The sequence below is a fragment of the Salegentibacter chungangensis genome (assembly GCF_042678405.1).
GTDB lineage: Bacteria > Bacteroidota > Bacteroidia > Flavobacteriales > Flavobacteriaceae > Salegentibacter_A > Salegentibacter_A chungangensis.
Map to the genome: position 1 here is coordinate 191,799 of NZ_JBHTLI010000002.1, position 13,669 is coordinate 205,467.

At 43.4% G+C, this 13,669-nt stretch carries 12 protein-coding genes; 5 read left to right on the top strand and 7 right to left on the bottom strand.

Going from position 1 to position 13,669, the window contains the following annotated elements; all coding sequences use genetic code 11:
* Positions 1 to 208 precede the first annotated feature (208 nt).
* Positions 209 to 2,611: an alpha-ketoacid dehydrogenase subunit alpha/beta gene (locus ACFQ3Q_RS11510; protein WP_380745972.1), complete on the top strand. Its 2,403-nt coding sequence runs from the start codon at positions 209 to 211 to the stop codon at positions 2,609 to 2,611.
* Between the two features lie 74 nt (positions 2,612 to 2,685).
* Here the strand turns inward: ACFQ3Q_RS11510 and ACFQ3Q_RS11515 are convergent, their stop codons facing one another.
* The 7 genes from ACFQ3Q_RS11515 to ACFQ3Q_RS11545 all read right to left on the bottom strand — a co-directional run bounded on the left by ACFQ3Q_RS11515 (position 2,686) and on the right by ACFQ3Q_RS11545 (position 9,047).
* Positions 2,686 to 3,228: a hypothetical protein gene (locus ACFQ3Q_RS11515; RefSeq protein ID WP_380745974.1), complete on the bottom strand. Its 543-nt coding sequence runs from the start codon at positions 3,226 to 3,228 to the stop codon at positions 2,686 to 2,688.
* 134 nt (positions 3,229 to 3,362) lie between these two features.
* Entirely contained in the window at positions 3,363 to 4,202 is an 840-nt protein-coding gene (locus tag ACFQ3Q_RS11520; RefSeq protein WP_380745976.1) for a 1,4-dihydroxy-2-naphthoyl-CoA synthase, read from the bottom strand.
* 51 nt (positions 4,203 to 4,253) lie between these two features.
* Positions 4,254 to 5,096 (bottom strand): CvfB family protein, encoded by an 843-nt coding sequence (locus ACFQ3Q_RS11525; RefSeq protein ID WP_380745978.1) that lies wholly within the window; start codon positions 5,094 to 5,096, stop codon positions 4,254 to 4,256.
* Positions 5,097 to 5,211: 115 nt separating this feature from the next.
* Entirely contained in the window at positions 5,212 to 5,553 is a 342-nt protein-coding gene (locus tag ACFQ3Q_RS11530; protein WP_380745980.1) for a DUF2853 family protein, read from the bottom strand.
* 72 nt (positions 5,554 to 5,625) lie between these two features.
* Positions 5,626 to 7,359, bottom strand: a complete 1,734-nt coding sequence (gene menD / locus ACFQ3Q_RS11535) for a 2-succinyl-5-enolpyruvyl-6-hydroxy-3-cyclohexene-1-carboxylic-acid synthase (RefSeq protein WP_380745982.1) — start codon at positions 7,357 to 7,359, stop codon at positions 5,626 to 5,628.
* Between the two features lie 116 nt (positions 7,360 to 7,475).
* Positions 7,476 to 8,627 (bottom strand): chorismate-binding protein, encoded by a 1,152-nt coding sequence (locus ACFQ3Q_RS11540; protein WP_380745984.1) that lies wholly within the window; start codon positions 8,625 to 8,627, stop codon positions 7,476 to 7,478.
* Complete coding sequence (locus tag ACFQ3Q_RS11545; RefSeq protein WP_380745986.1) at positions 8,628 to 9,047, bottom strand: PaaI family thioesterase; 420 nt, start codon at positions 9,045 to 9,047, stop codon at positions 8,628 to 8,630. It abuts the gene before it with no gap.
* A gap of 48 nt (positions 9,048 to 9,095) precedes the next feature.
* Here ACFQ3Q_RS11545 and ACFQ3Q_RS11550 point away from each other — a divergent pair, with 48 nt between their 5' ends.
* The 4 genes from ACFQ3Q_RS11550 (at position 9,096) to ACFQ3Q_RS11565 (ending at position 13,607) form a co-directional block, all read left to right on the top strand.
* Positions 9,096 to 9,731 (top strand): alpha/beta hydrolase, encoded by a 636-nt coding sequence (locus ACFQ3Q_RS11550; protein WP_380745988.1) that lies wholly within the window; start codon positions 9,096 to 9,098, stop codon positions 9,729 to 9,731.
* 54 nt (positions 9,732 to 9,785) lie between these two features.
* The gene (locus ACFQ3Q_RS11555) at positions 9,786 to 11,060 is read left to right on the top strand and encodes an Nramp family divalent metal transporter (protein WP_380745990.1); all 1,275 of its coding nucleotides are present in this window, start codon (positions 9,786 to 9,788) and stop codon (positions 11,058 to 11,060) included.
* A gap of 381 nt (positions 11,061 to 11,441) precedes the next feature.
* Positions 11,442 to 12,638 (top strand): porin, encoded by a 1,197-nt coding sequence (locus ACFQ3Q_RS11560; RefSeq protein WP_380745992.1) that lies wholly within the window; start codon positions 11,442 to 11,444, stop codon positions 12,636 to 12,638.
* 12 nt (positions 12,639 to 12,650) lie between these two features.
* Complete coding sequence (locus ACFQ3Q_RS11565; RefSeq protein WP_380745994.1) at positions 12,651 to 13,607, top strand: PstS family phosphate ABC transporter substrate-binding protein; 957 nt, start codon at positions 12,651 to 12,653, stop codon at positions 13,605 to 13,607.
* Positions 13,608 to 13,669 lie beyond the last annotated feature (62 nt).

Consider the following 13,669-nt stretch of genomic DNA (forward strand, 5'->3'; position numbering starts at 1 on the left):
AATCTGCTTAATCCTGCCAGATTTTTCTTTTCACATTTTTTTATAACGAATTACATTATTCACAAAACAGTCGCGTTATTTCAGATAAAATTTTACAATTCTCTTTAAACTGAAATTTGCATTAGATATTTATCAATATATCTTAAAATTAATGAATTGTATATAATCATAGTTTTCGTTACCTTTGATTCCATACAAAACAAAGTTCATGCAAAGCGAAACACAGACTAAAGATTCAATTTCTTTTGAAGATTTTAAATCGCAGGTTTTAGAAGATTACAAGATCGCCGTTACCAGCCGGGAATGTAGTTTACTGGGACGGCGCGAAGTTCTTACCGGGAAGGCCAAATTCGGAATATTTGGTGATGGGAAAGAAGTTCCGCAGCTTGCAATGGCAAAGGCCTTCAAGAAGGGGGATTTCAGATCGGGTTACTATCGCGATCAGACCTTTATGATGGCCATCAATGAACTTAGCATTTCACAATTTTTTGCCGGCCTTTATGCCGACACCAATATAGAGCACGAACCAATGTCTGGCGGAAGACAAATGGGAGGGCATTTTACCACCCACAGTCTTAACGAAGACGGAACCTGGAAGAACCTGATGCAGCAGAAGAATTCCAGTGCCGACATCTCTCCTACCGCCGGCCAGATGCCAAGACTTCTGGGGCTTGCCCAGGCTTCAAAGATCTACCGAAATGTTGAAGGAATAGATGCCGAAAAATTTTCAGACAAAGGGAACGAGGTTGCCTGGGGAACCATAGGTAACGCCAGTACCAGCGAAGGACATTTCTGGGAGACCGTAAATGCCGCCGGGGTGCTGCAGGTGCCAATGGTGCTTAGCGTTTGGGATGATGAATACGGAATTTCGGTACACGCCAAATATCAGACCACAAAAGAAAATATTTCAGAGATCCTTAAAGGATTTCAGCGTGATGAAGACAACAAAGGTTACGAGATCATAGTCGTTAACGGCTGGGATTATGTAGCCCTTGTGGAAGCTTATGAAAAGGCAGCCGCAATTGCCAGAAATGAGCATTGCCCGGTTCTAATTCACGTAAAAGAACTTACCCAGCCACAGGGACACTCCACTTCAGGTTCTCACGAACGCTATAAGAGTGAAGATCGCCTTGCCTGGGAAAAGGAGTATGACTGTAATGCAAAATTAAGGGAGTGGATACTTCAGAACGATTTCAGTACTGCTGAAGAACTTGATGCTATAGAAAAAGACATCAAAAAAGAAGTTCGGGAAGGTAAAAAAGAAGCCTGGAATTCTTACCTGGAGCCAACGCGCAACAAACAGAAGGAACTTCTTAAGGTACTTACAAAGGTGGCTAAATCCAGTTCTAACAAGAACTTTCTGGTACCACTTGTCAACGAACTTAAAGGGAATAAGGAACCGCTTAAAAAAGACCTTGTTTCTATCGCAAGAAGAAGTCTTCGTTACCTGATTGGGGAAGAAAGCAGTGAAAAGACCGAATTTATAAACTGGCTTGAAGAATATTCTGAAACCACCCAGGAAGAATACAGCAGTCATCTTTACAGTACTAAATTTCCTGAAACGGAAGAGGTAAAACCTGTTTATGATGAAGAAAGCAAAGAGGTGGATGCAAGAGTTATCCTGCGTGACAACTTTGATACCATCTTCAGCAACTACCCTGAAACCCTCATCTTTGGAGAGGATTCGGGAGAGATTGGCGATGTGAACCAGGGCCTTGAAGGACTTCAGAAGAAGCACGGAAAACTTCGGGTTGCCGATGTTGGTATCCGCGAAGCGACTATCCTCGGGCAGGGAATCGGGATGGCGATGAGAGGCCTGCGTCCTATCGCAGAGATCCAGTACCTGGATTATGTGATGTATGCGCTTCAAACGATGAGTGATGACCTTTCAACACTTCAGTACAGGACCAAAGGAAAGCAGAAAGCTCCTCTTATTGTAAGAACAAGAGGACACCGGCTGGAAGGTATCTGGCACAGCGGATCGCAACTTGGAGGCCTTCTCAACCTGTTACGCGGGATGTATGTGCTTGTTCCGAGAAATATGACCAAAGCGGCAGGATTCTATAACACCCTGCTTGAACAGGATGTTCCTGCACTTGTAATAGAGTGTCTTAACGGCTACCGTCTTAAAGAAAGAATGCCGAAGAATCTTGGGGAATTCAGAACCCCAATTGGAGTTGTGGAAACCGTAAAGGAAGGAGCAGATATCACCCTTGTTTCTTATGGTTCTACCCTTAGGATCGTTGAGCAAACCGCTCAGGAGCTTCAGGAGGTGGGAATAGATGCCGAAGTGATAGATGTACAGTCCCTGTTACCATTTGACCTGAACCACGATATTGTAAAAAGCGTGGAAAAGACCAACCGTTTGCTGGTAATAGATGAAGATGTACCGGGAGGCGCTTCTTCCTATATTCTTCAGCATATCCTGGAAGAACAGAATGCTTACAGATACTTGGATAGCAAACCGCAAACCTTGACGGCTAAAGAACACAGACCGGCTTACGGAACCGATGGAGATTATTTCTCTAAACCATCAGCCGAGGATATTTTTGAAAAGGTTTATGCAATTATGCACGAATCCAATCCTTCAGAATATCCGAAATTAAGATAAAACCCGTATTTTAATTAGTTAGATAAAAAAAGCCACGAAATTAATTCGTGGCTTTTTTGATTGGATGCAGTTAGTTACAACCATTCGAAGTGAGACATCTGAAAGCCTCTGAAACAATCGTCAACACAATTTTCGGGCACATATCCGCATTCGGAAATAACACCCTGCTGAGTCGTGTTGAAATAGATCGTATTCTCTGTCTCATTTACCACGAGGTATTCTGCGAGACATAACTCGTATAATTCATCTACGCTAAGAGGTTCGGCTCCCGCCTCGTGAGAGCCTATTTCATCGTTGGTTTCGGTATAGGTCTCTGTAATTTCTTCGTTATGCTCACCGTCCTCAGTTTTCTGTAAAAAAGCTTCATAGTAACGTTCAGCCACAATCCCGTCCTTTACAGTGATGGTGGTCCTGGAGCCGGCTCCGGTCCAGGAAATGAACTCAAGTGTGTAAGAGTATGAGTTCCCGTTCACCTCTTTCATCTCCGCCCACATTTCCTTGCTTTCATTATAGTTTATGCCGCTATTGCCTTCGATCTTTCCGGATTTCTCCTGAGCAATACTGCAGGAAAGTAAAAAAGAAGGAATAAGGATCAGGTATGCAATTACATTCTTCATAATTAAGATTATTTCGCATCTATTAATAAGACACGAAAAAAGCCAAAGGTTGCGTGGAAATAAAAAACCACGAATCTTCTACTTCTCAAAGTAGTGAATTCGTGGTTTCAGATAAACAGGATTTTTCCCCTTTCTTAAGGGATCCATTTCTTTTCGAAGTTAGGCTTTCGTTTTTCGAGAAAGGCATTTCTTCCTTCCTTGGCTTCATCGGTCATATATGCCAGCCTGGTCGCTTCGCCTGCAAACACCTGTTGCCCTACCATTCCGTCGTCGGTAAGGTTCATTGCGAATTTCAGCATTTTTATGGAGGTTGGGGACTTGGCAAGGATCTCCTGGGCCCACTCGTAAGCGGTATCCTCAAGCTCATCGTGAGGAATCACGGCATTGACCATTCCCATCTCGTAAGCTTCCTGGGCTGAATAATTTCTTCCGAGGAAAAAGATCTCACGAGCCTTCTTCTGCCCTACCATCTTGGCAAGGTAAGCCGAACCATAACCTGCATCAAAACTGGTCACATCGGCATCGGTCTGTTTAAAGATGGCATTCTCCTTACTGGCAAGGGTCAGGTCACAAACCACGTGAAGGCTGTGCCCTCCTCCTACGGCCCAACCGGGAACCACGCAGATCACGGCCTTCGGCATAAACCTGATAAGACGCTGCACTTCGAGGATGTTCAAACGGTGATATCCGTCTTCTCCCACATATCCCTGGTGCCCCCTGGCTTTCTGGTCTCCTCCACTGCAAAAAGCCCATTTTCCGTCTTTGGAAGATGGTCCTTCAGCCGATAGCAAGACAACTCCGATAGAAGTATCTTCGTGCGCATCGTGAAAAGCATCCAGCAATTCGCTCGTGGTCTTTGGCCTGAACGCATTTCTTACATCGGGCCTGTTAAAAGCGATTCGGGCAACCCCGTTCGCTTTTTTATAGGTGATATCGTCGTATTCTTTTACTGTTTTCCAGTCGATCTTACTCATAATATTCAATTTACTGTAAAAATAAACTTTTTAAGGATTTAGAGACGCCTGTTACTTCCCTGTTTCCTTCAGGTAAAGCCCTTCCTTGGTAATATCTATAAGCCGTTGCTTATAAAGGTTCCCTGCGGCACGCTTAAAGCTCTTCTTGCTCATCTGGAAGAGCTGCTGAATTTTTTCCGGGGCCGACTTATCGGTCACTTCCAGAAACCCGCCGTGCCTCTTCAGTTCGTCAAGAATGGTTTGGGCGTTTGGCTCGATACTCCTGTACCCCGGACGCTGCAGGGTAACATCGATCTTCCCGTCCGGCCTTGTCTTTTTGATAAAACCTTTAATATGGTCCCCAACATTGAGCGGCTGAAAGACATCGTCGTTATAGATAAGTCCCAAATGCAGCTCATTAATGATCACATTATATCCCAGGTCAGACTTGTTGCTAATGATCAGGTCTACCTCCTGAAAAGGCTCTACCGTTAATTCTGAATTATCCAAAAAGGCGTGAACCTTACTGGAAGCCACCAGCCTGTTGGTGTCCAGGTCAAGATAACAGAAGATCAGGTACCAGTGTCCTTTTTTCATCGGGTAAGCTTGTTCCTTGAATGGCACAAAAAGGTGCTTCTCCAGCCCCCAGTCAAGGAAGGCTCCAAATTCGGTAACCTCAACACATTTCAGAAAACCAAATTCATCAAGCTTCACCAAAGGGTGTAAAGTTGTAGCCACGGGACGTTCCTCGTGATCCAGGTATACAAAGACCTCAATCTCATCTCCAATCTCAAAGGTCTCCGGAATGTATTTATTTGGAAGCAACACCTCGTTGCCTTCTTCATCACGTAAAAAAAGACCGGGATCAGTCTCCCTGTCTATAATAAGGCTATGATATTCGCCAATAGTCAGCATAATTCTAATTTAGAGATGCAAAGATACTTTATATTTTTCGGCCTTCACTAAAAACAAAAAAATCCGTCTCTCCCGGATGGAAGAAACGGATTCAGTTATGCGGGTAAAAAAGTCTCTATTTAAAAACACTTTCTTTTTTAAAGTATTTGGTAAGCAGGTAATAGACAACAGCCCGGTATTTATGCCGGTTCGATTTTCCATATTTCTCAAGTACGGCATTCAGCCCCTCATCCAGCTTGCCATTATCGGGTAGCCCGAGTTTATTGATCAAAAAACTGTTCTTCACCCGGTCAAGCTCTTCCTGGTCTGAAGCTGCAACGGTTTCAGCATCGCTAATAAAGACGCTGGGGCCGCAATACTCGGTTATTTTTCTAAGCAGATCCACATCGGGTTCTTCTCCGATCTTCTCCTTGACATCCTGAATATAGGTTCCTACTTTTTCATCAGTCTTACTCATAATATTTAGGTTTTAGTGGTTAATAACAGAACCAATTTACCCAAATACCATAAAATTGACGAATTTAAAATCTTAAGATTTCATAAAATTGAAGTATTCCAAAAGCACTTCGTCATTCACCTTACGCGGCGTGAAAATCTCAAGTACCTTAGGCCTTTCTGAAGGACCGAAGAAATCGCTTAGGCCTTCCTTTATTTCCTCTTCTGAAGTTGCTGAAGCATACTCAAGATCATACAGCTCGCATAATGGTTTTGCCTTCAGGTTATGTACCGTCTCGAAGTAGGTTTCAAAATTCTCTGAATTCTTGTTTCCGGGCAGGATCCTGAAAATCCCTCCTCCACTGTTGTTAAGTATGATGATCCTGAAACTGGAAGGAATGTAATTGTTCCAAAGTGCATTGCTGTCGTAGAAAAAGCTAAGGTCCCCGGAGATCATCAGCGTGGGCTCATTGTTAACGCAGGCTGCTCCCACTGCGGTGGAAATACTGCCGTCTATCCCGCTGGTGCCACGGTTACAAAAGATGTGCAGGCTTTCCTTCCATTTGAATAACTGAGCATATCTTATGGTAGAACTGTTGCCGAGATGCATAATGTAGTTCTCCGGCACTTCAGGCACGATAAGCTGCATCGCTTTAAGATCGGAATAAGGAATCTCATCCATATATTCCTCGTGACGCGCCTGTCGCTTCTTCCTGATATTTTTCCAATAGGAACCGTAATCACTTTCCGTTGCTTCGGTTAAAGGAAAAAAGCTTTCGAAGAAGGAATTCACGTTGGTCTCAAAATGCTTGTTCAGAGAGAAAAATGTATTGTAAGCCTTTTTAGGGTCTATATGCCAGTGTTGTTTCGGATTATAATTACGCAGGAAAGCCTTGATCTTCTTGGAGACGATCATCCCGCCGAAAGTGAGCAGAATGTCCGGCTGAAGAGCTTTAAACAGCTCCTCCCTGTTCTGATCTTTTTCTATGGGGCCAATAATGGTATCTATCCTTGTAAAGAAATCGGGCTGATGCAGGTTTGAGGTGGTTTCGGTAAAAACGATCACCGAAGGATCTTTGGCCAGCTTGTCGAGGAACCTCTGTTCCACCGCATTGGGCTGGGCCACCCCCACGATCACCATTTTCCGTTTAGCCTTGTTCCAGAGCCCGGCATAGGCTTCCAGCTGTTCTTGTGAATACCTGCGTTCCCTTAACTCAGGCAGGATCTGCAACGGATCTACTTCAATATTCTCTTCGGTATCATAAAGCGGCTCATAGAAAGGAACGTTTATATGAACAGGTCCCTTTCCTTCAATTGCATTATTCAAGGCAAGATTGATCTCCCGCTCATTATGACGCTGAGATTCAAATTGTTTTTGCTGAAGTTTTTTATCGGTAGCGGCGCTTTCCATCACCAGCTCAGAATGCAGGTTCGCCGAATACAGAATATGGTTCTCAAATACGTTCTTTTGCCTGATGGTCTGCCCGTCGCCAATATCGATTCGCTCTACAGGCCTGTCGGCTGAGATCACCACCAGAGGGATGTCGCTGTAGAAAGCTTCTGAAATAGCCGGGTAGTAGTTCAGCAAAGCCGAACCCGAAGTACATACCAGGGCTACCGGCTGCTGCAGCTGCTGAGCCATTCCCAAAGCATAAAAAGCAGCACAACGCTCATCTACGATACTGTAGGCTTTAATTTCGGGATGATGGGTAAAACCAATGGTTAGAGGAGCATTTCTGGATCCGGGAGAAATTACCACGTGATGTATGTTCTTGGCGACACAAAGCGCCACTATAGATCTGGCAACAGGTATTTTAGAGTACTTCACAAATGTGTTTTTAAATACAGTTTCGTCAGTCTCCTAATTTCACTGACGTTAGACTAAGACTTATAATCCAACCCAAAATTACAATTTTCTGATGGAGTCCGGCCAGGCCTTTATTCTTATTTCACAAGAACCGATTTTATGGTATAGGATTTATTTACGGTTTCTTCCCACTCGTCTGAAGGATCGGAACCTTTGGTGATCCCGCCGCCTATGTAAAGATTGGCTTTCCCTTTTTCCAGCTTCATACAACGCAGGTTCACATACAGGGAACTCTTTCTGGAAATACTGCCGTAAGCCTGGTTTTCCTGGTTTCTTCGATTAGAGCTTCTTTTGGTCTCTTTTTTCATATTTAGCTCTCCCAGGAATCCGGAGTAATATTCCCGGTCATAATGCTCGTTCTCAAGAATAAAATCTTCGGCAAGTTCCTTAGGCAAGCCACATACCGCCGGCGTGGGGTGCAGCGCATTAATGAGCTCCTTTAACCCGGCATTCCCGGCCAGATATCCGCTAATGTCTGTTCTTATATGTAAAAGGTTACCCGCTCTTGAGGTATAAGGGCCTTTAGCAGTGATCTCCCCTGTGGCGATGTCCTTTAAATTCTCCAGGATAAAATCGGTTACCAGCTGCTGTTCTTCTTTTTCCTTCTGCCCCCAGTCCACTTCCAACTCTCCTTTGAACTTCTGCGTCCCGGCCAGGGCCATAGTCTTAAATTTGGTTCGCTCCACGTTCAGTAAAGTTTCGGGAGTAGCGCCAAGCCACAAGCCGGTCTTAGGGTGAAACCAGAGATAAACAAAGGCATTTTCATATTTTTTAAGCAGCCTGGTAAAGATCTCTATGGCCGTAAGCTGGGTATCGGTCTTTTCCCTCCTCGCGAGCACTACCTTTTGTAATTTGCCTTTTTCGATCTCTTCTATTGCTTTCTGAATAAGTTCCTCGTGATCCTTCCTGTCGGCATCTCCCAGAAATTCCGGGGGAAAATGATTAATGATATCTTCCCTGACCCTTAATTCTGTCCCGGGTTCCGGATATTCGGTTTCCATAAATTCGGCTTCCTTTTCAGGAATAATGAAACTGGTCAGGTTCTTTTCGAAGGGAGCAAAAACAAACCCGCTTTCCGAATAATCTATGGTATTATGAATTCCGTTATCCATCTGAAGCAAAGCCTTGGTATGACCGTTATTTTCCGAAGGGCTTCTGTAAGCAACACACGGCAGCTGCTGCTCCAGGTGATCTTCAAGTTTTACAAAAAATTCATCAAAGTGTATCATCTACTTCTTTTTTGGGAGGGCAATAGTGGTCAACTTAACAATAGAGATAAGATTATCATCTTCATCAGTGATCCTGATATTCCATAGCTGGGTGGTTCTCCCTTTATGGAGATAGGTAGCCTTTGCATAAACATAGCCTTCCCTGATGCTTCTCACGTGATTTGCGGAAATTTCTATCCCGCGCACAAAAAACTCATCGGTATCCAGAAAGACATAGCTGGCCATACTCCCCACGCTTTCGGCAAGGGCTACGCTGGCCCCTCCGTGGAGCACGCCATCTGGCTGATGCACCTTTGGGGTTACCGGCATTTTTGCAACCAGGTAATCCTCTCCCGCATCGGTAAACTCGATCTCAAGAGTTTCCATCAGCGTATTTTTGCAGACTTTAGTGCTTAGTTCCAGAAGTTCTTCTTTGGTCATAGCAATAAGATTGGTTTATTTGTAAAAGTACAAAACCACTTCAGAAAAATGAGTACCGAAAAGCAGCTTTCTTACCAGATCACCAACACTTATAGTGTATTGAATGAATTTACCTCTCAAACCAAAAATGTTTGGGTGGTCTGCCACGGGATCGGTTATTTAAGCCGGTATTTTCTGAAGTATTTTAAACAGCTGGACAAGGATGATAACTATATCATCGCGCCCCAGGCCCAATCTAAGTATTACCTGAACGGAAAATACAAACACGTTGGCGCTTCCTGGCTAACCAGGGAAAACACGGAAACTGAAATAGAGAATGTGCTGAATTACCTTGATGCTGTTTATGAAGCTGAAAACCTCAAAGAAGCTCCAAACCTTATAATTTTAGGCTATTCCCAGGGAGTCTCGGTCGCTGCCCGTTGGGTGGCGAGGCGCAGGATCAATTGCTCAAGGCTAATTATGCTCTCAGGAAAAGTACCACAGGAACTTACCAAAGAAGACTTTAGTTTCCTTAAGGACACCAAATTCTCATTTGTGTACGGCAAGGAAGATGAATATCTTAAAAATGGGATCGTAGAGATCGAGGAAGAGAGACTGCATAATATCTTTTCTGAAAACTTCGGGATCATCAGGTTTAATGGTGGTCACGAGGTGAAGCCCTCCATAATTTCTGAATTTGTGTAAATTCACTCCTTAAAGCGGAACAAAACCACCTCCTGCAAGGAAAGCAATTAGCTTATGAAAGAAAACTCCTCCCCTGTCAAAACAAAACCCAGTTCAATTTTAAGAAGTATAGGTCCCGGATTCCTTCTGGCGGGGGCAGCAATAGGAGTTTCGCACCTGGTACAGGCTACCCGCGCCGGCGCCGACTATGGATTCTTGCTCTGGTGGGTTCTGATCCTGGCCTGCGTGACCAAGTATCCTTTCCTGGAATTTGGGCCAAGATTCGCTGCAGGAACAGGCAGGCATCTCATTAGCGGATATAAAAAACTGGGAAAATTCCCGTTCTGGACTTTTGTTTTTATCACCGTTGGAAGTATGTTCATCATTCAGGCTGCGGTGACCGTAGTTACTGCCGGAATAGCAGAGCGCCTTTTTGGCCTTGGCCTGTCGTCTTTTTACTGGAGCCTTATCATCCTCACGGCCTGTATCGGTTTGCTTTTAATAGGTAAGTACCCGGCACTCGATAAAAGTATGAAGATCATTATTAGCTTCCTGGGAGTGGCTACGCTAATCGCGGTAAGCTTTGCCTTTGGTGGCGAACGATTTGAAAATGCTCTTGAAAACACTCCTCCCGATGTCTGGAATAAAGCCGGGATCGCCTTTATCATTTCCTTTATGGGCTGGATGCCTATCCCACTTGATGCCTCGGTATGGCATTCTATATGGACCCGGGAAAAAGCCCTGAGCACTAACCGTAAGACCAGTATCAGGGAAGCCTTTGCCGATTTCAATATTGGTTACCTGGCGGCAGCCTTTATAGGAGTATTGTTCTTCAGTATGGGTGCCTTAATAATGTTTGGCAGCGGAGTTGGGTTTTCCGGGAACGGGGTGGAGTTTTCCGGACAGCTTATAGATTTATACGGAAAAACACTTGGCAGCTGGAGCAAGCCTCTTGTAGCAGTTGCAGCCTTTGTGACTATGTTCAGCACCACCCTTGCGGTAACCGATGCTTTCCCAAGAGTGATCTCTGAAATTTTTTCAAGCTTAAAACAGGAACAAAAAGAGAGCTCGAAATGGAAGAATTACAGGTTAAGTGTTTTAATTATTCCCAGCCTTTCCTTATTCATTCTTTTTTTCTTTTCGGCCTCATTCACGGTATTAATAGATTTCGCCACTGCCCTGTCCTTTTTATCGGCTCCCTTTCTGGCCTGGTTCAATTATAAACTGGTAACGGGAAAGCAAATGCCCGAAGCCGAAAGACCGGGGAAAAATTACCGCATCTTTAGTATGCTTTGTTTCTTTATCCTGATCCTCTTCAACCTTGTTTACCTGTATACCCTGTTTTCTTAAGAATATCTGTTGTAAAGGTTTTGTTTAACTTTCATCTATAATAGAGGCCTTAAAAGCTCTTTTTCTTCATCAAAATTAACTGAATGTAAAGAGAAGTTTCCCAATATTATGGCCAGCTGCCGGACTAAAACTTTTTGATAAACATTACTTAATTTTCACTTTAACTACTTATTAAAGGAATTCGTCATTTTTGGATAGCTTTATTTAGGTAAAGCCATTTCATAAAATTTTAGTTTTTGTCGACTTTATTTTATGTTTGAGCCTTTCCCGCAGGAAAGGCTTTTTTTCCCAATTATTTTCATTTAAGCATAATCTGCAAATAACATTAAATTAACATTAGAAGCTGTTATTTGCACTGACAAAAACTAATAGGTAATGAAAATGAAATGGCATTTATTATCAGCTTTCTTGCTGATATCGATTTTAAGTGTGAACGCACAGGAGATTACCGAGAACACATTCGGTAAAGGCCTTGTAAATGTGGTTGCAAAAGACAGTTCTTACAGTTTGAACTTTGCTGCAAGATTTCAATCCCTTTTTACAAGCAATTGGGACTCCCCTGATAATTCAGCTTTAGAAAACGGAACTTCTAACTTTTTGGTAAGAAGAGCCCGTTTAAAATTTAAAGGTTTTGCCTACTCTCCAAAATTGAGATATAAAATGGAACTTGGGCTTTCCAACCGAGATATTTCAGGAGCTTCAGAGTATACCCACGATGCTCCGCGTTATATTCTGGATGCGGTTATCAAATGGAATTTCTATGAAAATTTCGACCTGTGGGTAGGTCAGACTAAACTTCCGGGTAACCGTGAACGTATAATCTCTTCCGGAAATATGCAAACCGTAGATCGTTCCCTGGTAAACAGTGTATTTAATGTAGACCGTGAGATGGGAGTTCAGTTACACCACTATTTTGACCTTGGGAACAACGTGATCTTAAAAGAGGCGGTTGCTCTTTCACAGGGTGAAGGAAGAAATGTTACCAGAGGAAACAAAGGAGGCTATCATTTCACAGGAAGAGCTGAGCTTTTCCCATTCGGAGATTTCGATGCTTATTCAGGAGCCGATTTTGCCAGAGAGGAAACTCCCAAGCTTGCCATTGGTGCAGCATACAGCCATAACGGGAATGCCGTAAGAACAGAATCTGTGGACGGAGATTATATGGAAACCGAAACCGGTTTTTACGAAACAGACATCAAAACCTTCTTCCTTGATGCGATGATGAAGTACCGGGGAGTAACACTAATGGCCGAATATGCCGATAGGAGTGCAGACAACCCAATAGCTGTTGATGAGAACGGTCTGCCAACCGGAGATGTGGTACAGGTAGGAGACGGTTTTAACGCCCAGGCTGCTTATTTATTCAAAAATAATTTTGAAGTTGTTGGTAGATATACTACTATTAAGCTGGATGAAGACATTACCGGTGTTGGTGTTGAAAACCAGTACACTTTAGGTCTTTCAAAATATTTGGTTAAACATAAACTTAAGGTTCAGACAGACCTTAGTCTAAACGACTATGCAGACAACCTGGACAACGAGGTGATGTACAGATTACAAGTTGATATTCATTTTTAAACATAGAAAACAATGAAAAAAGTATTATTTATTACCGCCCTTGCTTTCTCAATGATTGCCTGTGGAAACAAAAAAGGACAAAAGGGTGACGAATCCGGAAGCATTTCTGTAGACGGTTCCAGTACAGTTTACCCTATTACCGAAGCTGTTGCTGAAGAATTCAGATCAGAGAAACCAAAAGTAAATGTAACCATAGGAGTTTCAGGAACCGGTGGTGGATTCCAGAAGTTCACCCGCGGAGAAACCGATATCTCAGATGCTTCCAGAGAGATTAAAGACAAGGAGGCTGCGGTTGCAAAAGAGAACGGAATCAATTTTGTAGAGCTTGAAGTTGCATATGACGGACTTGCGGTTGTAATAAATCCTGAAAATGACTGGGCAAAGTCATTTACCGTGGAAGAACTAAAAAAGATCTGGGAGCCTGCAGCACAAGGCAAGATCACAAAATGGAGCCAGGTAAATCCGGAATGGCCGGATGAAGAAATTCACCTTTTTGGACCTGGTGTAGCTTCGGGAACATTCGACTACTTTACTGAAGCTATTGTAGGAGAAAGCGGAGCCAGCCGTGGAGACTTTACTGCCAGTGAAGATGACAATGTACTGGTACAGGGAGTTGCAGGTGATAAGTATGGTCTTGGATTTTTTGGACTGGCTTATTACGAGGCAAATTCAGACAAACTTGCTTTAGCCGCTGTAGATGGCGGGAATGGTCCTATCACTCCGTCAGCCGAGACGGTTAATAACGGAACATACGCTCCTCTTTCAAGACCATTATTCATTTATGTAAGCAGTAAAGCAATTCAGAATCCTACCGTGGTGGAATTCGTGAACTTTTATCTTGATGAGGCCGGAAGTCTTGCTAAAGACGTGGGATACTTCCCGCTTACCGAAGACGAATATGCCGAGCAAAAGGCTAAATTCGAAAGCTTTGTTAAGGAAAATAAAGTTGAGGATAACAAATCAAAATAACTTTTCATTCTAAAAGAGCATTAGGTTCATAAAAACCTAATGCTCTTTTTTAATTGTTCATT

Bases quoted from the DNA above. Each gene is read 5' to 3' on its own strand.
- ACFQ3Q_RS11565 (WP_380745994.1), top strand. From the start codon at position 12,651: ATGAAAAAAGTATTATTTATTACCGCCCTTGCTTTCTCAATGATTGCC.
- ACFQ3Q_RS11550 (WP_380745988.1), top strand. From the start codon at position 9,096: ATGAGTACCGAAAAGCAGCTTTCTTACCAGATCACCAACACTTATAGT.
- ACFQ3Q_RS11510 (WP_380745972.1), top strand. From the start codon at position 209: ATGCAAAGCGAAACACAGACTAAAGATTCAATTTCTTTTGAAGATTTT.
- ACFQ3Q_RS11525 (WP_380745978.1), bottom strand. From the start codon at position 5,096: ATGCTGACTATTGGCGAATATCATAGCCTTATTATAGACAGGGAGACT.
- ACFQ3Q_RS11520 (WP_380745976.1), bottom strand. From the start codon at position 4,202: ATGAGTAAGATCGACTGGAAAACAGTAAAAGAATACGACGATATCACC.
- ACFQ3Q_RS11560 (WP_380745992.1), top strand. From the start codon at position 11,442: ATGAAATGGCATTTATTATCAGCTTTCTTGCTGATATCGATTTTAAGT.
- ACFQ3Q_RS11555 (WP_380745990.1), top strand. From the start codon at position 9,786: ATGAAAGAAAACTCCTCCCCTGTCAAAACAAAACCCAGTTCAATTTTA.
- ACFQ3Q_RS11515 (WP_380745974.1), bottom strand. From the start codon at position 3,228: ATGAAGAATGTAATTGCATACCTGATCCTTATTCCTTCTTTTTTACTT.
- ACFQ3Q_RS11530 (WP_380745980.1), bottom strand. From the start codon at position 5,553: ATGAGTAAGACTGATGAAAAAGTAGGAACCTATATTCAGGATGTCAAG.
- ACFQ3Q_RS11545 (WP_380745986.1), bottom strand. From the start codon at position 9,047: ATGACCAAAGAAGAACTTCTGGAACTAAGCACTAAAGTCTGCAAAAAT.
- ACFQ3Q_RS11540 (WP_380745984.1), bottom strand. From the start codon at position 8,627: ATGATACACTTTGATGAATTTTTTGTAAAACTTGAAGATCACCTGGAG.